A 21,098-nucleotide genomic window follows, 5' to 3' on the forward strand; every position below is an offset into this window, starting at 1 on the left:
GGAATAAGAAAAACAATTTACCCATGAATGCATTAGGAAAAAAAATTCGTCTACTGAGACATCAAAAAGGTTGGAGCCAAGAGGACGTGGCGAAACGTTTGGACATTTCGATCCCAGCTTTCTCAAAAATTGAGACTGGTATTACTGACGTGAATCTTTCGAGATTAAATCAGATTTCAAAGCTTTTCGGCCTTTCTCTTGTCCAGTTGCTATCTACTACTGATTCTGAAGAGGAAAAACAAATCCAAGATGAAATCAACGTATTGAGCAAGAAACTTCAATCTAGAGATAGCGAAGTGATTGATTTGCAGAAGAAGGTAATTGATTTGTACGAACAATTACACAAAAAATAGTCTGCATCAAACGAATTTATGCAAAAGGCAGCGCAAAATTATTGACGCTGCCTTTTCTTTTTTTTTCTAATTTTGTCCGGTTGATTCGAATAGTTTACTTACTTCGATTAAAAATCGTCATCATCAAAATCATCAAGATCTCCGATAGAATCGATCTCATTTAATTCGAAATCGTCATCATCATAGACATCATCTGCATCATCCTCTGGACCGTTAAAGTTGATGATCTCATCCACTAAAACCTCTTGTTCTGCCACTTGCATCATAGTCTTTTTGTGTTAAAATTGATAAATCCTCTGTTTGTTACCAAGCGTAAAAATAGGTAAGAAAATTCGTACTTAAAATTTTTTTTATTTTTTTAGAGCTTGTGCCTCAGGTGTTTAAGTTTTAAGCTAGCTACTCTATGACTTCACCAATACTATTCTCTTCAGCAACGATATCTTTTAGTTGCGGAAGGTCTTTCGCTGTGTTAATTCCAAAATGTTGCATGAACTGATCACTCGTAGCATACAATAGGGGCTTACCAATGGTTGTGGACTTGCCTGCGATCTGAATTAACTTTTTCTCCAGAAGACGTTGAATAGAATAGTCGCAATTAACGCCCCGGATTTGCTCTACCTCCAACTTGGTTATGGGCTGTCTATAGGCAATAATAGCTAGGGTTTCCAAAGCCGACTGACTTAATTTTTTTCTATCTTTATGGGCCTGTAGCTGGTTGATGGCCTCATGATACCTTGCCTTCGTTAAAAATTGATATTGCCCATTAATTTCCCTGAGCTCAAAAACCTGATCGTCTTGCGCATATTTTTTCTGTATTTTATCAACGAGATCGATCACTTCCTGCTTGTTAATTTCTATGGCCAAGGCGTCTTGCAAAATTTGTTTAATCTCGCCTGCGCCAATACCTTCTTCCGTTGCAAAAATAACAGCCTCTATATTTAATACGATATCTTTCAAGGTGAAGTTCTTTAATAGTTAATGATCTGTTCCTCCATGCTCGGTAGCTCCCGGAAATCGTATTTCTGCGTCCGCAGTTGCGGTTCGAATCCTGCTTCCACAATGGCATCCTGAATGGATTTCGACGTAAAACGATGTGGTGCCCCAGCTGCCGAAACCACGTTTTCCTCAATCATGATCGAGCCAAAGTCGTTTGCGCCGGCATGTAAACACAATTGAGCCGTACGTTTTCCGACCGTTAGCCAAGATGCCTGAATGTTTTTTACGTTGGGCAACATGATACGGCTAAGCGCAATCATCCGAATGTACTCTTCACCTGTGATATTGTTTGTAATTCCTCTTAAACGTTTCAGGAGCGTGCCATCATCTTGAAAGGGCCAGGGAATAAAGGCGATAAATCCATGCGCTTCTGCAGGCTTCTCTTGTTGCACTTCACGTATCCAGACCAAATGTTCAAAACGCTCTTCAATGGTCTCGATATGGCCGAACATCATGGTCGCCGAGGTCGGCAGGTTTATTTTATGTGCAGCGCGCATAACATCGAGCCACTCTTGTCCGCCACATTTCCCTTTCGAAATAAGGCGGCGTACGCGATCATTCAGAATTTCTGCGCCGGCGCCTGGAAGAGAATCAAGTCCAGCTTCTTTCATAGCGCTGAGCACTTCGATATGGCTCATGCTTTCCAGTTTAGCTACGTGGGCAATCTCGGGGGGGCCTAAAGCGTGTAACTTTAACGCCGGATATAGGTCTTTAAGCTGTTTAAACAGCGTGGTGTAGAACGATAGCCCCAAATCGGGGTGGTGCCCACCTTGCAAAAGGAGCTGATCGCCCCCGTATCGGAATGTTTCTTCGATCTTTTGTTTGTACGTATCTATATCGGTGATGTAGCTCTCATCGTGCCCCGGTCGGCGGAAAAAATTGCAAAATTTGCAGTTGGCAATACACACATTCGTGGTATTGACATTACGGTCAATTTGCCAAGTCACCTTCCCATGTGGCACTTGCTTCTTGCGAAGCTCGTTGGCTACATAGCTTAAATCCGATGTAGCCGCATGATAATAAAGGTGCATTCCCTCTTCTTTGGTTAGAAACTCAAAGTCCAATGCGCGGCCCAATAATTTGTCTACATTCATTGCTAACAAAGATACATAGGATTTCTTGTAGTGTGAAATGTTTCCCAGAAACCTACCTGGCGATTCTGGCGCAAAAGTCGATCTGTATGCTTTCTCGCGTGCGGTTATTTGTACACAAATATCTATTTTAAAGCGTTTTTTCATTTTCGGATGTGCCATTTGTTTGCACTTGACTTGGTCTGCTTGGTTCGCATATTTTCCTCTGATAACGATCCCACAGAGACGATTTTTTTAGGGTTTCTTTTTTCTTGAGGGCTTGAAACTATTTGTTCCCGATTTTTGTTACATTTATTGAAAAACAATGGAGGTTATGAAAAAACTTGCCCCAATCTTAGTCGAACGAACTTATGCTGCTAGTCCTAATCAAATATGGGAAGCTCTTACAGATAAAGACAAGCTGACGCTATGGTACTTTGAGATACCTGATTTTGAACTAAAAAAAGGTGGGCAGTTTGATTTCTACGAATCGAAAGGATTGAACCGCTATCATTATCGCATCAAGATCTTAGATTTTAAACCGAATGAGTTACTGCAGTACGCATGGAGTCACCCTTCGGAAAGCGAAGGTACATCGGTAGTAACTTGGTACTTGACGCCACGCGGTAATGCTACGGCGGTTCGCGTTATTCACGAGGGCATCGAGAATTTTAGCGATGCCGGTGTTTTGTTGGAGCGGGGCAAGTATGAGCGTGGCTGGGACAGTCTTATGGGAACCTCATTGGCGAATTTTTTAGAAGATAATAACTGATTAAAATGGAATTAATACATATGGAGGATCAGAGCAAATGGCTAGCTCTGAACGATGAGGTACAGATTGGCGAACTACAGTATGAGCGTGATGAAAAAACAATCACGATTGTGCATACGGAGGTTGAACCGTTTTATCGAGGCAATAAGGTAGCAGAGGATTTAGTGTTAGCAGCTATCAAGCTGGCGCGTGATAACCAGCTTAAGGTAGTTCCAGCTTGCTCGTTTGCGGCTACGGTATTTGAGCGCTATCCGGACGAACAGGACGTGCTAGCATAAGCAAAGCGGTCTACCAACGATGCTTTCTACAGTAAAAAAAACGTCATGGCAGGCCTTGTTCCTGCTATGACGTTTTTCTTTGTGCCGCCTCCGACCTTTACTCCCTAGGCTATGTTTAAAATGTTATAAGCAGCACTGCGGAGATCACAACTAAACTTAAGATCAATATTCGGAATTGTTTTTCGGGTAAAATTTTTACCAGTTTTATCCCGATCACGCCGCCAACGACGATAAATGGCAACGCCAATACATTCAGAAAAAATCCATTCCAACTTAGGTTATGCCAAATAAAGGCTTGAAGTGGAATTTTTGTGAAGTTTAACATCATAATAAACCAAGCGGATGTTGCCGCAAATGTTATCTTATCGAGTCGCTTGGAAAGCATATAGACGGATAGAGCCGGCCCGGCGGCATTGCCTATCATCGTGGAGAAGCCTAAAATAAAGCCAAAAAAAGGCGCATACCATTTGTTTTTAATGAGCCCATCGCGCTTTACTTGCGATGTGCGGTCAAGCCAGACCATGATCACCGCTCCAAAGAGGATGCAAATGCCGATCAGCATTTTGAACATCTTATCCGGTACGTTGTCACCGAGGAGGAGGCCGATGCAAAGCCCCACTAACGAAGCAGGAAGTAGCTTTTTAACTTCTTGCCATAGGAATGCCTTTCGGTAATAAACAACAGCGAGTACGTCGGCAAAACACAGTAATATCAGCACGATGCCGGTAGAGTATTTCGCACCAAAAAGCAAAGCGAAAAATGGCACCGATAAGGTGCCAATATTTTGTATGCCTGTTTTGGACATGCCGATCAATATGGCGCAAAAAAAATATAACGCCCAACCTTCAGGACTCGAAATCAATTGCAGAGCCTCACGCATGTACTAGTCTTCTTTCAAGATGCTTTTAATCATTGCTGCGTCGATGTTCTTATAATCGTCGATATAGGCTACGCAGGGTGGTAAATGCTCCTTTGTGTGGGAACTTAAAACACCCACAACTTTCATTCCTGCATTCAGCCCAGCAGTAACGCCTGAAAATGAGTCTTCAAATACAACACAGTGTGCGGGATCTACGCCAATATTTTGCGCGGACTTCAAATAAACTTCCGGATGGGGTTTATGTAGCGACACATTTTCACTGGCCAGCAGGGAGTCCATTTTATCTTCAATTTGTAACACCTCCAGGATTAATTCCAAATTTGCACGCGGTGCAGAAGTTGCTACTGCCGTTTTAAAGCCGTTATCTTTTAAATCAGTCAAAAATTCAAGATAATGGGGGAGAGTCTTTACCTCCGATTTGTAAATATCCCTAAAGAGCGCTTCTTTTTCGAATTCCAATGCCGCCAACTCTTCACCAAGAATATCTCGTTTGAAGAAATGCGTCATGATATAGCTGTTGTGTTTGCCAAACATATGGTCTTCAAATTCTTTGTCGGTATAGGCAATCTTGTATTTGTCAAAGAAAACGGCAAAAGCCTTCGCATGGTAGGGGTTGGTATGACAGATTACTCCGTCCATGTCAAAAATGACAGCGTATTGATTCATGGGGCAAAGATAATCAAAACTATTTTACGGCTCGAGCTGTTAGCTGTAAAAGCGAGTGTACACAAAGAAAATTACCGTTGGATGAACTTATTGTCAGTAAATGAGTATGGTCTCTACTGCAAGCAGGGCGATTTCTATATTGATCCCTGGAAGCCAGTACATACAGCGTTAATTACGCATGGGCACAGCGACCATATGCGCTGGGGCATGTCCCATTACATTTGTCACCATCACACCGTTCCGATTCTGCGGTTGCGGCTTGGGGAAGACAATTCCGTCCAGGGCGTCGCCTACGAAGAGGAGCTAGAAATAAACGGTGTAAAGATCTCTTTTCATCCTGCTGGACATATTATCGGCTCGGCACAGATACGCCTGGAATACCAGGGCGAAGTGTGGCTGTTCACCGGCGATTATAAGCTCGAGCCGGATGGGGTCAGTCAACCCTATGCGTTAGTGAAATGCGACCATCTTATTACTGAAAGTACTTTTGGCTTGCCGGTTTATCATTTTCCTTCCAATGCCGCTATCTATGCAGATATCAATGCCTGGTGGCGGTCGAATGCTGCAGAAGGCATCAATACCGTTTTACTGGGTTATGCTTTGGGAAAGGCGCAAAATATCTTAGCACATGCGGATGAGCGCATTGGTCCTATTTTTCTGCATGGCGCGGTAGATAATGTAAATAATGCCCTTACCGAAGTAGGCTATCGCTTTGCCGGCACGCGCATCACGGCAGATACGAAACGCGATCAGATTCGCGGTGCGCTCATCGTAGCACCCCCCTCTGCTATGGATACGCCTTGGCTACGCACACTAAAGCCGTACCGAATTGCTATGTGCAGCGGTTGGATGCAGCTGCGGGGGGCGCGGAGGCGAAAAGGTGTAGACAGGGGCTTCCCGTTGTCTGATCATTGCGACTGGCGGCAGCTTAACCAAGCCGTTATACAAACAGCCGCTAAGCATGTATATGTGACCCATGGGTACGAGCATAACTTTAGCAAATGGGTTCGCGAGGAATACGGTATTGGCGGATCGATCTTTAAAACGTTGTACAATGACGCCGAGGAGGAAAACGTATGAGGGATTTTGAGCATCTGTTTGAAGCTATCGACAGCACGACAAAGACATCCGCTAAAGTCAGTGCAATTGCCCGTTTCCTGCGCGAGGCTAAGGAGGAAGATAAGCTTTTTGCTATCGCCGTGCTGATAGGAAATAAGCCTAAACGACCAGTGAAAACAACAGATTTGCGCTTATGGGCATCCGAGCAAGCGCAAATACCGCTATGGCTTATCGAAGAAAGTTATTATATCGTGGGTGATTTGGCCGAAACCATATCGCTTATTCTTCCGGTACCTGCTGTGGATACGACGCCTAACGATCCTTCGCTACGGTTGATATTTGAAGATATCATCCGTATGCGAAGCCTTTCATCGTTGGATCAACGTGATATCGTTATCCGTTACTGGATGGGGCTACAGGGAACGGGACTGTTTCTCTTCAATAAATTGTTAACCGGAAATCTTCGGGTCGGCGTTTCACGAAAATTGGTTGTGAAGGCCGTTGCCAGTTACCTCCATATGGAAGAAACCGAAATCGAGCATCGCTTAATGGGGAAATGGACCCCATTCGAAGAAACCATGCAATCTCTTTTTCAAGATGATGTGCAAGAAACGAAACATTTCTTACCTTATCCGTTTTACCTTGCTTACGCGCTAGATAAAGATCCTGTTGAGCTTGGCGCCATCACTGATTGGGTGGTAGAAGCTAAACTGGATGGCATTCGAGGGCAGCTTATCGTGCGCAAAAGTGAATTATTTGTCTGGAGCAGAGGTGAAGATCTGATGACCGATAAATTTGTTGAATTTGAACCGTTGCGCGATATTTTGCCGGATGGAACCGTTATCGATGGCGAGGTTATTCCTTGGAAAGATGGTAAGCCACTCGATTTTGCTGTTATGCAAACCCGAATAGGCCGCAAAAATGTATCGAAAAGCAGTCTCGTGATGGCTCCGCTTGTGATGGTTTGCTACGACCTGTTGGAGTGGGAAGGTAATGATATTCGAGACTGGCCGTTGAGCGAAAGGAGAAAGCAATTGGAATTGCTGTTGAGCAATTACCCGGTGAGCCATGTTTTAAAACTATCGCAGAGGCTGGATTTCGAGGATTGGACCGCCGCAGAAAATTACCGGAAGGATGCCCGACGGTATCAGTCTGAAGGCTTGATGCTAAAGCATCGGGATAGTGCATATGAAGTGGGCCGCAAGCGGGGTAACTGGTGGAAATGGAAGACCGACCCGATGACCATTGATGGGGTGCTGATATACGCACAATCTGGGCATGGACGCCGCGCTAACTTATTTACCGACTATACCTTTGCCGTTTGGGACGATGGCGAACTGGTGCCGTTCACCAAGGCTTATTCGGGACTTACTGATAAGGAGCTTCATGTAATTGATAACTGGATCAAGCGCCATACGGTCGAAAAGTTTGGTCCTGTCCGCAGTGTGACGCCTACTTTAGTTTTTGAGCTGGCGTTTGAGGGGATTAATCTCAGTAGTCGGCACAAGTCTGGCGTGGCCTTGCGTTTTCCCCGCATCTTGCGGTGGAGGCAGGATAAGCCCGCTAGCGAAGCGAACACGAAAGAGGATTTATTAAATTTGATTGCCGCCCGAGATGAATCAATTCGCTGACGTATGGTTTCATAACCAAGGCTGGGAGCCACATACCTTTCAACGCAATGCCTGGAAAGCAATTGCCAAGGGAAAGTCGGGGTTGCTCAATGCGCCCACCGGCTTCGGAAAGACCTTTGCGATTTGGTTTGGCGTGCTTGCGCACTACTATGAAGACAGCAATTACCAAAAACGTAAAAGCAAAAACCGACAAACGAAACTGCATGCCCTTTGGATCACGCCTTTGCGCGCGCTGTCCAAAGAGATTTACAAAGCGACAAACCAAGTAAGCAGCGATCTCGAACTCGATTACAAGATCGAGCTTCGCACGGGAGATACTAGCCTCAGTCAGCGTCAGAAGCAACGTAAAGCACCACCACAAGCATTGATCACTACGCCGGAAAGCGTGCACCTGTTGCTTGCTTCGAAAGGTGCTACGGACTATTTCAGCCAGCTGGAGTTCATCGTTATTGATGAATGGCACGAACTCCTCGGTAGCAAGCGCGGCGTACTGGTCGAACTGGCTTTAAGCAGAATAAAAGCAATCAATCCACGCCTGAAAATTTGGGGTATATCTGCCACCATCGGAAATCTTAAGCAGGCGCAAGAAATTTTGTTAGGCGTGAACCACAGCGGCGTGATGGTCCGTGCAGACCTCAAAAAGAAGATTGAGATCGAGACGGTTTTGCCAGATAGTCTGGAGAAATTTCCGTGGGCAGGGCATCTCGGCATACGGCTATTGGATAAGGTTATCGATATTGTAAACAAGCATCAATCCACCTTAATCTTTACCAATACGCGCTCGCAGTCGGAAATTTGGTATCAACAAATTATCATGCATTACCCCGAGTTTGCCGGCATTTTAGCCATTCACCATGGTTCGTTGAGTGACGAAGTAAGGTTGTGGGTGGAAGACGCTCTGCATGAGGGGCGGCTCAAGGCGGTGGTGTGCACCAGCAGCTTAGATCTGGGGGTAGATTTTCGTCCAGTTGATTGCGTTATCCAGGTGGGTTCACCAAAAGGTGTGGCACGCTTTTTACAACGAGCAGGCCGCTCGGGGCACCGTCCACATGAAACGTCCTATATCTATTATGTGCCTACCAATTCGTTAGAGATTATTGAAGGCGACTCCTTAAAATATGCTGTAAAGGAACATATTATCGAACAGCGTATTCCCTATATTCGGAGTTTTGATGTTTTGATTCAATATTTGATGACCCTCGCGGTAGGCGATGGCTTTATCGCGGATCAGGTTTTTACGGAAGTAAGCAGCACGCATTGTTTCGCATCGCTTAGCAGAGGGGAATTTGATGAATGCCTCTCGATGCTGATCCATGGGGGCAAGAGCCTCAGTGCGTATGATGATTTCCACCGATTGGTGTTAGATGATGGGCGTTATAAAGTAGAGTCTCGCAAACTCGCGATGCGACACCGGCTAAGCATCGGGGCTATCGTGTCTGATGCGATGATGAAGGTCAAGTTTATGTCTGGCAAATATCTGGGCTCTATCGAAGAATCTTTCATAGCGAAGCTCAAAGGCGGGGATGTATTCTGGTTTTCCGGCCGACAACTGGAGTTGCTCCATGTACGAAACATGGAGGTCGTGGTACGGCCTACAACAAAATCGAAGGGGGTGGTTCCATCGTGGATGGGCGGGCGGTTCTCTATCTCGCCCGACTTGGGGGTTGCCATTCGGCATAGCTTTAAAAGTATACAGCAGTCGAGGCAGGCCAGTAGGGAAGTGAGTTTCCTTCGTCCACTCTTTAAAGAACAGGAAAGACGTTCAGGATTGCCCCGCGAAGACGAGTTGTTGGTTGAATACATCTCTACCAAATATGGTTACCACTTGTTTGTATATCCTTTTGATGGCAAACTGGTGCACGAAGGTATGGCGCAGGTACTGGCCTATCGCTTGGGCAAAATCAAACCCGCAACTTTCAGTATCGCGAGTAATGAATATGGCTTTGAGTTGCTCTCCGCTACGAAATATGATATGGACGATGCGCAAATCAAAGAATTGCTATCGCCCAAAGGACTGCACCAAGACATTACATCAGGCATTAACGTACAGGAAATGGCGCGGCGGCGATTTCGGGATATTGCCGGAATTGCTGGCCTTATCTTTCAAGGTTATCCAGGCAAAGCCATGAAAGCAAAACACCTCCAAGCTAATGCGGGCTTATTTTTCTCTGTATTCGAGGATTACGACCCGGATAATTTGCTGTTGCGCGAGGCTTATGATGAGGTTTTTGATTTTCAGCTTGAAGAGGGACGAATGCAGCTCGCCTTTGAGCGTATTGCTGATCACGCCATCATATTAACGTTCCCCAAACAGCTAACACCATTTTCTTTTCCGATCTTTTCGGAATCTTTCCGCGAAAAATATAGCAATGAAGATTGGCAAAGCCGATTGGAACTCTTAAAATTGCAACTGGAAGGAAAGATGGAGTAATGGCGAAAAAAATAGTGATGAATGGTCTGGAGATTTATCTGATGCCGCAAAAGGTGGCCTACATTCCGGAACATGAAATGGTGGTGGTTTCGGATTGGCATATAGGCAAATTGGGGCATTTTAGAAAGGAAGGTCTTTTTGTACCACCGATGCAGCTGGAAGAGGAATTTGCACGCTTAGCTATACTTATTCGCGATTTGCAAATTAGCCACGTCGTATTCTTGGGGGATTTATTCCATTCGGTCTGGAATTATGAGTGGGATCAGTTTCAGGTTTTTTTACTTCGGTTTCCGCATGTTAACTTTACCTTGACCTTGGGCAACCACGATGTCCTACCGGAGTCTATTTTGCAAGAGTCCGTCATTCAGGTTAAAGACTACGTGCTGCTTTCGGCAGGCATCGTGCTATCGCATGAGCCGATCAAAAACCTAGATAAGGGACTTTATAATATTGTTGGCCACATTCATCCCGGATGTGAAGTGGCGCTGCGCGGCCGGCAATACTACAAGCTACCCTGCTTTTACTGGGAGGATGAGGTGCTTACGCTGCCGGCATTCGGGCGTTGGACGGGGCTTTATATGATTTCCAAACGGCAGGAAAACAGAATTTTTGCCATAGTGGGCGATGCTGTCGTGGAAATGAAAGGTTAACCGACATTCGGGTGCGACGGTAGCATCCGTCGGCACGCGAATATTAAAAATATTTTTTCCGAATGGTGTCTAAGTCTTCGGGGTGATCAACCGCTATGGTATCAAACTCGGTCTGCGCTACCTTGATGTTGTAACCATGCTCTATCCAGCGTAATTGCTCGAGAGCCTCCGCTTTTTCTAACGATGAAACAGGTAGTTTCGTGATCTCCTTTAACACCGCGACGCGGTAGCCGTATATGCCGATATGTTTGTAAAAAATATGTTTGCGGAGCCATTCTGAACGGTCTGCGCTGCGAAGAAAAGGGATAGTTTGCCGAGAGAAATAAAGCGCTTGTTGTTTGCTGCCAATGATCACCTTGGGCGTATTTTCACTGAAGAGATCCTCTTCGTTTTCTATTGTTTTTACCAACGTTCCGATATCGGTTTTAGGGTCTGCAAACAAGGAGCAAAGCAGATCGATTTGCAGTGGATTAATAAAAGGCTCATCGCCTTGTATATTGATCGCGACATCAAATCCATTGATTTTGGAGACTACTTCTGCACATCGATCCGTTCCCGATTCGTGGTTCGCAGCGGTTAGGATTACGTTTCCAGCAAAAGACCTGACATGTTGTTCGATGCGTTCATCATCCGTGGCTACGACTACTTCTGATAAACTTGAGCAACCTTTGACTTGCTCGTAAACGCGCTGTATCATTGATTTTCCAGCGATATCAACCAACGGTTTGCCCGGAAAACGTGAGGAGGCATATCGTGCCGGAATTATTCCTATAATCTTCATGATTCAAATTAACGAGTAAATATTAATACACAAAAATATAAGCATTGATTTTTGAAGGAAAATCTTACTGTTGTTCTATTTTAACCGTTCAAGGTTACCTTTTCGCCTGACTATGTTTTTGTAGTCCCACTGTATATCCCGTGCTTTATCCAACCATCGATCCAGATCTTGTTCGCAGATCTGCCCCAGCTCTTTATACCGTATTTCTGCTGCTTTAAACTTGCCTTCGGTGGAGAGTCCGGGTTCATCGAACGATTGTCCACTCCAAAATAGTAGTCGTACAGAATCTTTCAACTTGCTATAACCAGCGATAGGGTTATGATCTATAAACCAAACAGGATGCGCATGCCAAAGTTTGTTGTCTGCTTCAGGTAAACTCTCGCTGATATGCCGCGCCAGCCGAGTACAGATTACTTGATCAGCTTCGGCTTGTTCTGCATTGTATTTTAGTACATCGGGATGTATCATAGACATTTGGTTGGTTATCTGTAAAAGCTACACGTAAAGCTCGGAAAATGTTTCGAAAAAAAAGGTCTATTTTTTGCTATCTTGTCCTTATCGATTGTAACATTATAGTCTGTTTTGATTTATGTTTTATACGGCATTAAAATATTTTGTTCGGATAGGTCTCCATTGGTATGCTCCAGATTTACGGCGAAAAAAATTACCCTTAGCGACCTTTGCTGGGCCAAGCGTTGTTGTCGCTAATCACCCTAACTCCCTGTTTGACGCGCTGGTTATTGCGGCGTATTGTCCTGCGGAGTTATGGTTTCTGACGCGTGGCGATCTGTTTAGGCATCCCGTAGCGAATATGTTGCTCAGAAGCCTTTACCAGTTGCCCATATACAAGAAAAGTGACGATGATGAGTTTGCTGTAAAAAATGATTTCACCTTTGACGAGTGTATTCGTTTATTAGCGAGTGGGAAGCATGTGTTGATTTTTCCGGAAGGACGTTCACTCAATATCTGGGCGCTACAGCCCTTTATGAACGGTGGCCTTACCTCTTTATTGGAACGCGCCTATCGTGCAGATGTGCCGCTACAGCTGCAGCCCTATATGCTAAATTACAACTCCTTTCAGCACGTTCCAAAATTGGTAGAAATTACTGCCCTGCCGCCTTTGGATAGTACAGACTACATCGAAAACAATCTTATACAATCTCCGGCACTGATTGCCGACCTCCGCGCAAGCCTGCGTGCTGCGATGACCGAACAGCCGCTGGCTGGAAAATTGTTGACCGACCGGGAGGAGTCGTTGCTGAAAATTCCTGCCAAGATAGGCTACTACACACAGTTCTGGTTTTATCGTGTTTGGCGAGACTACATTCGTAAGAAGACTGCTGGTACGATCTTTTATGATTCGCTATTATTTACCGCCTTATTGTTTTCGTATCCCATATTCGTCTTTCTAGTTAGTTTCCTTGTTGGAAAACTAGCGGGCTTTTGGATAGGTTTGCTATGTTTCATGTTGCTTCCGGCTACTGCTTATTGCATGGCACGCTACCAGCAGATTAAGACGGAGACGGATTTAGATTCGAGAAAAGTAAATACGCTGGGGCAGAGCAGATAATTTTGGTGATTTGGGTTGTGAATAAGGTTATCCATTAGTAGCACCTTTACGTTTTACCCCATAACGTCAACGCATAAAAAAATCCCTCTTTGCGGTTTTGCAAAGAGGGATTTGAACTCCTGTTTGTTTACGAATTAGCCGTTTTTTCGATCCACTCGCGCGCGTTCACGAAGGCTTCAATCCATGGCGACACTTCGTCTTGTCGGCCAGCGGGATAGTTGGCCCAATTCCATTGAAAGATGGAACGTTCGATATGCGGCATGGTAACCAAGTGCCGTCCTGTTTTATCACACAGCATAGCGGTGTTGAAATCCGACCCGTTTGGATTATGCGGATACTCCTCGTAGCCATATTTAGCAACAATGCTGTATTGGTCTTCCGTGTGCGGCAGGTTGAATTTTCCTTCGCCGTGTGAAATCCATACGCCTAATGTCGTACCTGCTAAGGTCGACAGCATTACCGAATTATTCTCTTGCACGTTTACCGAAACGAAATTAGATTCGTGTTTCTGAGAAGTGTTGTGCTGCATCTTCCCATGTATTTCATGGTCCGGATTGATCAGCTCCAATTCCATAAAAAGCTGGCAGCCGTTGCAAATTCCTACCGATAACGTATCGGGGCGTGCAAAGAAGTTTTCCAAGGCTGTTTTCGCTTTCTGATTGTATAGGAAAGCGCCAGCCCAACCTTTTGCTGATCCCAAAACATCAGAGTTTGAAAAACCGCCTACAGCGCCGATAAATTGTATATCTTCTAACGTCTCTCGACCCGAGATAAGATCTGTCATATGCACATCTTTCACATCAAAGCCCGCTAAATACATGGCGTTCGCCATCTCGCGCTCCGAGTTCGAACCTTTTTCGCGAATGATGGCTGCTTTTGGCCGAGCGGATAGGTTGGTGGTATCTGGTTTTTTGCCGGTGAACTGAGCGGGGAACTGGTACTGCAAAGGTTGCTTTTTATAATTTGCCAACCGGGCGTCCGCCATGCCATTCTTGGACTGTTTCTGATCCAGCAAGTAGGATGTTTTAAACCAGGTATCGCGCATTTCTTCTACGTCAAACTGGAAGCTGTCATCGTGATTGGTGAAGCTCACGGTTGTTCCCTCCACCGCTGATCCGATTTTTATTGCTTGTATGCCTGCTGCATCCATTGCCGCCTCAAACGACGCATCGTTCTTCGCTTGAAGCACAAGTCCTATATTCTCGTTGAATAATGCTTTCACCGTATCGATTTCCTGAAGTGCGGTAAGGTCATAGTGCGCAGCTAGGTTGACATCTGCAAAAGTCAGTTCCAATAGGGTAGTGATAAGACCTCCAGATCCCACATCGTGTCCCGCCGTAATCTGCTCAGCCTTTATAAGCTGCTGAACCGTGTTGAACGCCGTCTTGAAATAGTTGGCGTCCTTCACATCGGGAACTTCGTTTCCGATTTTGTTGTTGATTTGTGCGAAAGCAGAACCGCCCAACTTAAAACGATCTTGCGAAAGATTGATATAGTAGATGGATCCCGCGTTTTTCTGCAAAACAGGCTCCACTACTTTACTAATGTGGGTACAGTTACCGGCCGCGGAAACAATGAGTGTCCCTGGGGCAATCACGTGGTTGCCGTCCGGATACTTTTGTTTCATGGATAGGGAATCTTTTCCTGTAGGAATGTTAATGCCCAACTCAATAGCGAAATCAGAACATCCTTTCACAGCTTGGTATAGACGAGCATCTTCGCCTTCGTTATTGCATGGCCACATCCAGTTCGCCGACAGGGATACACCTGCTAAACCGTCTTTTATAGGTGCAAACACTAAGTTAGAAAGCGATTCGGCAATGGCATTGCGCGAGCCTGCAACGGGATCTACCAGGGCTGTCAGTGGCGAGTGTCCTACGGTAGTTGCAATGCCTTCCGTAGATTTGTAATCGAGCGCCATCACACCGACGTTATTTAATGGAAGTTGTAGCGGGCCTGCACACTGCTGTTTGGCAACACGGCCCCCAACACAGCGATCCACTTTATTGGTCAACCAATCTTTAGACGCCACGGCCTCCAGTTGCAATACCTGCTTGAGGTAAGTAGGCAGGTTATGCACGTTGTAGCTCAGCTCCGCATAGGTGCGATCTACAGTTTTATCGTTCATGATGGTTTTCGGCGAAGAGCCGAAAAAGTCTGCAAGATCGTAATCCATGGGTTTTTCGCCCGTGGTTGATGAAGCAAAAGTGAAACGATGATCGCCTGTGACGTCACCCACGGCGTACATAGGCGCGCGCTCTCGATCGGCTACCTTTTTCAGCTGTTCGATATCTTGATCAGCAATGACAAGCCCCATTCTTTCCTGCGACTCATTACCTATAATTTCTTTCGCCGAAAGCGTAGGATCGCCCACAGGGAGTTTGTCCAGATCGATCAGTCCGCCCGTAGCCTCTACGAGTTCGGAAAGACAATTTAGATGTCCGCCGGCGCCATGATCGTGTATAGACACGATGGGGTTGTGGTCGGCTTCCACAAACGCACGAATAGCGTTTGCTGCGCGTTTTTGCATCTCTGGATTGGAGCGCTGAATGGCGTTTAATTCGATACCCGACCCGAACGCGCCCGTATCCGCAGAGGAAACGGCTGCACCGCCCATACCGATGCGGTAATTTTCGCCTCCTAAAACCACTATTTTATCGCCTACCTGCGGCTCGTGTTTTTTTGCTTGATCCAGCTTTCCGTAGCCAATGCCACCCGCCTGCATAATCACTTTGTCGTATCCTAGTTTCCGTCCTTCTTCCTCGTGCTCAAACGTTAAAACTGAACCGGTGATGAGCGGTTGTCCAAATTTATTCCCGAAATCAGACGCACCATTCGACGCTTTGATCAAGATGTCTACCGGTGTTTGGTAAAGCCATTGGCGTTCCTGGACAGCATGTTCCCACGGACGTTCTTCAGCAAGGCGTGAGTAGGATGTCATGTATATTGCTGTTCCGGCAAGGGGCAGCGACCCTTGTCCACCAGCGAGGCGATCGCGGATTTCACCACCTGATCCGGTAGCGGCGCCCGCAAAGGGCTCTACCGTGGTTGGAAAATTATGTGTTTCCGCTTTCAAAGAAATGACGGAGTCAAATAGTTTCTCGCTATAGAAATCGGGTTTATCACCCGATAATGGTGCAAATTGCGTTACCTGAGGCCCTTTGATGAAAGCGACATTATCTTTGTATGCCGAAACGATTTCATTAGGGTGTGTTTCTGACGTTTTTCTGATTAGTTTGAACAACGATGTCGGTTGTTCCTGACCGTCGATGACGAAGGTACCATTGAAAATTTTGTGGCGGCAGTGCTCGGAATTAGCTTGGGAGAAAGCGAAAATCTCCGCATCTGTCAGCTTTCTTTCCAATTTCTCGGCCAATTTGTTGAGGTACTCCACCTCTTCGTGACTTAACGCCAAACCCTCTTGTTGGTTGTAGGCCGCAATGTCAGATATCTTCAGAATAGGCTCGGGCTTGATCGCAATGGTGTAGATTTCTTGTGTCAAACCGGCATATTTTTGCGCGATCATCGGATCAAAATCATCGAAGTCTGCGTTGACTTTATGAAATTCCTCGATGCGAACGATACCCGCTATACCCATATTTTGCGTGATTTCCACCGCGTTGGTACTCCACGGTGTGATCATAGCTGCCCGAGGGCCTACGTAATGATCGCTCAGCGTATGTTCTGTAAGTTTTTTAGCGTTTCCAAAGAGCCAGTTTAGTTTAGAAATATCTTCTTGAGATAGTTCTTGTTGCGTTTGCACACCGTAAACAGTGTTGCTGGGGTTCACGAAGAAATGAATCATTATAACTGTGTATTTTGAACGTTATTCAAATCAAAGCACAAAGTTACGGAATATTTTAATGAGAAATAGCGAAATTCTAAAATCTGGAGGAGCTGATAGGAGGAAGAAAATGATGGGGATAGGCGCTAAGAAAAAATTATTTCACTATTCCTCCACATTATCCGTAATCAAAAGAAGAATCTATTGATCATCGGCGCGTTCCGGCAAATAAACGCGTACAAGTTCTTCGGGCTGTTTTATGCGATGACAACTGCCATTTTGTAATAAAAGTATCTGTGTTGCAATAGCGAGCACATCACCGTAACTGTGGTCGGTTATGATGAAGCCCTTTGTTTTCGCGAAAATTGAAATTAGGTTGGATATACGCTGTACGGCTATGGGTTCAAGACCCGTAAAAGGCTCGTCTAGAAGCAGGAAATCTGTAGGTTGGTACATCAATAGACAAATTTCTAAATATCTTCGCTCGCCACCTGAAAGTTGATACACCTTCTTATCGATCAGCGGTTTAATTTTTGCATCACATGCTAGCGTATGCCTATTTGCTTGATCTTCAATCATAAGGGTGATTAATTTCGATACTTTTTCACTGGTCGGGAGGAAAGAGTCTTGCGGGAGATACCCTACTTTACCACTGAGGTATGGTTTCACGCTTTTTCTGCCATTTATTAGCATATGGCTATGCTGTGCCTTAATAGATCCAAAAAGTATCTTGAGTAAGGTTGATTTTCCTGCTCCATTACGTCCTAATAAGCCAATAATATCGCCAGTTTGACATGTCAAATAAATGCCCGTAAGAAGCCGTGATTTTCCTGCATAGCCGAACTCGATAGAGTCAGCGTATAATTCTTTTACTTGGTCCATGCCATTTTCAAAATAATATGTAGCAGTAATACCAACGCTATGTTGGCGATAAAGCCATAGCCATACAATCGAACAAGTGAGATTTGCCTATTGAAATATAAGTATCTCGTACGCTTTCCAAAGTAATGGAAGGCTAGCAAAGTCATTCCATAACCTAGCGTAATAAAGAAAAATGAAAATGATACAAAGAAAGGCACTGGGTGATAAGACGGACGCAACGGAACTAATGCGGAAAAAAGGAAAGAAATAAAAAGGTTGACGAGAAGTGTGCTTTTAAAATAGTATAGGTAAAGTTTATATCGCATGATAGTTATTTTTGATACTCCTTCAACTGCTGGGCATGGAGATGTTATTCAGAAAGTGCCGTATCTTATCACGTAAATATAACAAAAAATGATTAGCAGCAACGTTTGTCAGTCGAAAGATTAGTTCTGAAACCTGATGAGGAAAGAATAGCTTGCTTAAAAAATCTTGATGCTAAATGGGAGGCAACGCTCTAAAATTCTATCTTTGTGCTTTAAACAGAAATTCAAGATGAATATTTCCTATAATTGGCTAAAGAATTATATCAATACCGATAAAACTCCGCAAGAGCTCTCGCTTATCCTGACAGACATTGGGTTAGAGGTTGAACTGCTGGAAACCGTTCAGCAAATTCCGGGAGGTCTTGAAGGTTTAGTTGTTGGAGAGGTTAAAACCTGCGAGCAACACCCCAATGCAGATAAGCTAAAAGTGACGACGGTGGATGTGGGTGCTCCTGAATTACTGCATATCGTTTGTGGTGCGCCAAATGTGCGGGCGGGTCTGAAAGTAATTGTTGCTACCGTAGGCACCACATGTCATCCTACAACAGGAGAAGCATTTAAAATCACCAAATCGAAAATCAGAGGTGAGGTTTCGGAGGGCATGCTTTGTGGAGAAGACGAGATTGGCTTAGGAACATCGCATGCGGGCATTGTGGAGTTAGCAGACAGCGCCTTGATAGGATCATTAGTCAAAGATTATTTCGATATACAGGACGACTATAAATTTGAGATCGGTCTCACGCCAAACCGCGCTGATGCTGCATCTCACCTTGGTGTGGCCAGAGATTTGGCAGCGTATTTCCGTACAACGTATGCAAGTAGCGATGTTTCTGCATTTCAGGAGGGTAGTGCCGCAGGCGTATCGGTGGAAGTTGTTGATGTTGCGTCAGCACCGCGTTACAGTGGCGTCACTATTTCTGGACTTACAGTGAAAGAATCACCCGATTGGTTAAAGGAACGGTTACATACGATTGGCGTACGACCAATAAATAATATTGTCGACGTTACGAATTACATTTTGCATGATTTGGGTCAACCCCTGCATGCTTTTGATGCCGATAAAATCAGCGGGAACAAAATCGTGGTCCGCAAAGCGGATGAAGGCGAGCTGTTCACGACCTTGGATGGGGTGGAACGTAAACTATCTGCGGAAGATCTGGTCATTGCAGATATAGAAAAGCCGATGTGTATAGCCGGTGTCTTCGGCGGCGCGCATTCTGGTGTATCGGAAACGACTACGCAAATCTTTTTGGAATCTGCCTACTTTAATGCCGTTTCCGTTCGGAAAACCTCGAAAAGACATGGCCTAAAAACAGATTCATCTTTCCGCTTCGAACGTGGTACAGACCCCAATATGCCATTGTATGCTTTGCAAAAAGCAGCCTTATTGATTCAGGAAGTAGCAGGCGGCGACGTGCTTTCCAGCGTGACGGATCATTATCCGGATCCCGTATCTCCATTTATCTTCGAGGTGAGTTATGCGCGCGTGCAAAAGCTAATCGGACAGGCTATCCCAGCGGAAGAGATACGTGCGATCATCATCGCATTAGGCATTGGTGTGACACCTGTGAGCGAGGATCTTATTACGGTAAGTGTACCAGCGTACAAGGTCGATGTAACGCGTGAGGTGGATGTTATTGAAGAGGTATTACGCATTTATGGCTACAACAATATTACCCTTAACACACAGATCAAATCTTCCCTGAATACCACCGAGAAGCCCGATAAAGAAGTGCTGCTCAATCAAATTGCGGATATGCTGATCGGTAATGGATACCGGGAAATTTTGAACAATTCGTTAACGAAGCTGGCTTTCGTAGAGAACGAAGAGACGGCTGTTCGTATCGTGAATCCGCTAAGTTCGGATTTGGACACGATGCGTCAAAACTTGCTTTTTTCCGCGTTAACAAGTGTGTCGTATAACCAGAAAAGAAAAAGTCCACATGCCAAATACTTCGAATATGGGAAAACGTATTTCAAGGGCGAAGACGGATATACCGAGAAGCAAAATCTAGCGATCACCTTAGCCGGGAACCAAGTTCATGAAAACTGGATTTCCGGGGATAAGAAAAGCAGTTTTTACCATATCAAAGGCGCGGTAGATCAAATTATTCGTCGGCTTAACATCTCCGGATTGCAGCTTGTTGACGCAGAAGGCCCTTATTTTGATTACGGTTTGAGCTATATGAAAGGGCAGAAGGCATTGGTGACTGTGGGTGCGGTGTCGGTCGCAAATCTGCAGAAAGCGGATGTGGAAGGGCCGGTTTATTTCGCAACATTTGATTGGGACTTGGTTGTTAAAGTGATTCGGAAGAACAACATAAAATACCGCGAAATTTCAAAGTTTCCTGCCGTGAGACGAGATTTGGCCCTATTGGTGGACGAAGCGGTTACTTTTGAACAACTGCAGACGGTGGCGAACAAAACAGAACGCAAACTTCTCCAAGAAATCAATATCTTTGATGTGTATAAGGGCGATAAATTACCAGCGGGCAAGAAGTCATATGCATTGAGTTTTGTGCTTCAGGACGAGGAGAAAACGCTAAACGATAAGCAGATTGACAGTATAATTAAAAAATTAATGCTTAACTTTGAGAAAGAAACGGGCGCTACGATACGCTAGTTTTGATTCATATAATTGCGAAGTAATAATCTATGGCTACACTATCTACACAAATGAATATAATCGTTGAAAAAACGAAGAATCTTATTCAATTGTGCGATGCGCTGAACGAAGAGAACGATTTGCTGAAATTGGAAGTACAGTCGCTTCAGGTCGCTTTTCAGACCAGTACAGATAAAGTGCAGCAACTGGAGGAAAAGCTTAAGGCTATGGCAGTTGCAAAGACTTTTGAAGAGTCGAGCGTGGATAGCGAAGCAATAAATGAAAAAATACTTGACACAAAGCAAAAAATTAACGATTTTGTGCGAGAAATAGACAGGTGTATAGGGCTATTGAAGTAGTTTCACTCTTTAAAAATCCTATACGT

The 21,098-nt window shown here is 44.9% G+C and carries 19 protein-coding genes; 10 read left to right on the forward strand and 9 right to left on the reverse strand.

Translation table 11 applies throughout. The features are described 5' to 3' along the window. Positions 1–23: 23 nt before the first annotated feature. Positions 24–353: a helix-turn-helix domain-containing protein gene (locus tag B0I21_RS01015; protein WP_037494425.1), complete on the forward strand. Its 330-nt coding sequence runs from the start codon at positions 24–26 to the stop codon at positions 351–353. 107 nt (positions 354–460) lie between these two features. Here B0I21_RS01015 and B0I21_RS19980 read toward each other — a convergent pair whose 3' ends face one another. From B0I21_RS19980 to B0I21_RS01025, 3 genes are all read right to left on the reverse strand, one after another. Further along, positions 461–619, reverse strand: a complete 159-nt coding sequence (locus tag B0I21_RS19980) for a hypothetical protein (protein ID WP_166637745.1) — start codon at positions 617–619, stop codon at positions 461–463. 130 nt (positions 620–749) lie between these two features. Beyond that, positions 750–1,310: an SMC-Scp complex subunit ScpB gene (scpB, locus tag B0I21_RS01020; RefSeq protein ID WP_133638482.1), complete on the reverse strand. Its 561-nt coding sequence runs from the start codon at positions 1,308–1,310 to the stop codon at positions 750–752. 11 nt (positions 1,311–1,321) lie between these two features. Next, positions 1,322–2,443, reverse strand: coding sequence for a CofH family radical SAM protein (locus B0I21_RS01025; protein WP_133638964.1), 1,122 nt, complete (start codon positions 2,441–2,443; stop codon positions 1,322–1,324). 310 nt (positions 2,444–2,753) lie between these two features. Between B0I21_RS01025 and B0I21_RS01030 the strand changes: the two genes are divergently transcribed. Both B0I21_RS01030 and B0I21_RS01035 read left to right on the forward strand, forming a co-directional pair. Beyond that, positions 2,754–3,191, forward strand: coding sequence for an SRPBCC family protein (locus tag B0I21_RS01030; RefSeq protein WP_166637746.1), 438 nt, complete (start codon positions 2,754–2,756; stop codon positions 3,189–3,191). Positions 3,192–3,196: 5 nt separating this feature from the next. Beyond that, positions 3,197–3,469 carry a GNAT family N-acetyltransferase gene (locus tag B0I21_RS01035; protein WP_133638484.1) on the forward strand — a complete coding sequence of 91 codons (273 nt, stop codon included), beginning with the start codon at positions 3,197–3,199 and terminating at the stop codon, positions 3,467–3,469. 115 nt (positions 3,470–3,584) lie between these two features. Here B0I21_RS01035 and B0I21_RS01040 read toward each other — a convergent pair whose 3' ends face one another. Further along, entirely contained in the window at positions 3,585–4,349 is a 765-nt protein-coding gene (locus tag B0I21_RS01040) for a sulfite exporter TauE/SafE family protein (RefSeq protein ID WP_133638485.1), read from the reverse strand. A 3-nt stretch (positions 4,350–4,352) separates the two neighbouring features. After that, entirely contained in the window at positions 4,353–5,015 is a 663-nt protein-coding gene (locus tag B0I21_RS01045; protein WP_133638486.1) for an HAD family hydrolase, read from the reverse strand. Positions 5,016–5,096: 81 nt separating this feature from the next. Here B0I21_RS01045 and B0I21_RS01050 point away from each other — a divergent pair, with 81 nt between their 5' ends. From B0I21_RS01050 to pdeM, 4 genes are read left to right on the forward strand one after another with little or no spacing between them, the layout of a single operon-like run. Then, the gene (locus B0I21_RS01050) at positions 5,097–6,095 is read left to right on the forward strand and encodes a ligase-associated DNA damage response exonuclease (protein ID WP_133638487.1); all 999 of its coding nucleotides are present in this window, start codon (positions 5,097–5,099) and stop codon (positions 6,093–6,095) included. Further along, positions 6,092–7,705 carry an ATP-dependent DNA ligase gene (locus tag B0I21_RS01055; RefSeq protein WP_133638488.1) on the forward strand — a complete coding sequence of 538 codons (1,614 nt, stop codon included), beginning with the start codon at positions 6,092–6,094 and terminating at the stop codon, positions 7,703–7,705. The genes B0I21_RS01050 and B0I21_RS01055 overlap by 4 nt, the downstream gene beginning before the upstream one ends. Continuing rightward, the gene (locus B0I21_RS01060; protein WP_133638489.1) at positions 7,689–10,136 is read left to right on the forward strand and encodes a ligase-associated DNA damage response DEXH box helicase; all 2,448 of its coding nucleotides are present in this window, start codon (positions 7,689–7,691) and stop codon (positions 10,134–10,136) included. The genes B0I21_RS01055 and B0I21_RS01060 overlap by 17 nt, the downstream gene beginning before the upstream one ends. Then, entirely contained in the window at positions 10,136–10,786 is a 651-nt protein-coding gene (gene pdeM, locus B0I21_RS01065; RefSeq protein WP_133638490.1) for a ligase-associated DNA damage response endonuclease PdeM, read from the forward strand. Before B0I21_RS01060 ends, pdeM begins: the two co-directional genes overlap by 1 nt. A 43-nt stretch (positions 10,787–10,829) precedes the next feature. Here the strand turns inward: pdeM and kdsB are convergent, their stop codons facing one another. Continuing rightward, positions 10,830–11,567 carry a 3-deoxy-manno-octulosonate cytidylyltransferase gene (gene kdsB, locus B0I21_RS01070; RefSeq protein ID WP_133638491.1) on the reverse strand — a complete coding sequence of 246 codons (738 nt, stop codon included), beginning with the start codon at positions 11,565–11,567 and terminating at the stop codon, positions 10,830–10,832. Positions 11,568–11,642: 75 nt separating this feature from the next. Beyond that, positions 11,643–12,035 (reverse strand): DUF1801 domain-containing protein, encoded by a 393-nt coding sequence (locus B0I21_RS01075; RefSeq protein ID WP_243835909.1) that lies wholly within the window; start codon positions 12,033–12,035, stop codon positions 11,643–11,645. 121 nt (positions 12,036–12,156) lie between these two features. Here B0I21_RS01075 and B0I21_RS01080 point away from each other — a divergent pair, with 121 nt between their 5' ends. Then, on the forward strand, positions 12,157–13,137 hold the full coding sequence (locus B0I21_RS01080; RefSeq protein WP_133638492.1) for a 1-acyl-sn-glycerol-3-phosphate acyltransferase: 981 nt from the start codon (positions 12,157–12,159) through the stop codon (positions 13,135–13,137). A 127-nt stretch (positions 13,138–13,264) separates the two neighbouring features. On the opposite strand, the gene purL is transcribed toward B0I21_RS01080, so the two are convergent. Together purL and B0I21_RS01090 are read right to left on the reverse strand one after the other, a co-directional pair. Beyond that, positions 13,265–16,942, reverse strand: a complete 3,678-nt coding sequence (gene purL, locus B0I21_RS01085; protein ID WP_133638493.1) for a phosphoribosylformylglycinamidine synthase — start codon at positions 16,940–16,942, stop codon at positions 13,265–13,267. 180 nt (positions 16,943–17,122) lie between these two features. Then, a complete protein-coding gene (locus B0I21_RS01090) occupies positions 17,123–17,803 on the reverse strand; it encodes an ATP-binding cassette domain-containing protein (protein ID WP_133638494.1) in 681 nt (226 codons plus the stop codon). Positions 17,804–18,337: 534 nt separating this feature from the next. Here B0I21_RS01090 and pheT point away from each other — a divergent pair. Together pheT and B0I21_RS01100 are read left to right on the forward strand one after the other, a co-directional pair. After that, positions 18,338–20,731: a phenylalanine--tRNA ligase subunit beta gene (gene pheT / locus B0I21_RS01095; protein WP_133638495.1), complete on the forward strand. Its 2,394-nt coding sequence runs from the start codon at positions 18,338–18,340 to the stop codon at positions 20,729–20,731. Positions 20,732–20,763: 32 nt separating this feature from the next. Beyond that, entirely contained in the window at positions 20,764–21,072 is a 309-nt protein-coding gene (locus tag B0I21_RS01100) for a hypothetical protein (RefSeq protein ID WP_037494388.1), read from the forward strand. Positions 21,073–21,098: the final 26 nt, after the last annotated feature.

Source organism: Sphingobacterium paludis (genome assembly GCF_004364125.1).
GTDB lineage: Bacteria > Bacteroidota > Bacteroidia > Sphingobacteriales > Sphingobacteriaceae > Sphingobacterium > Sphingobacterium paludis.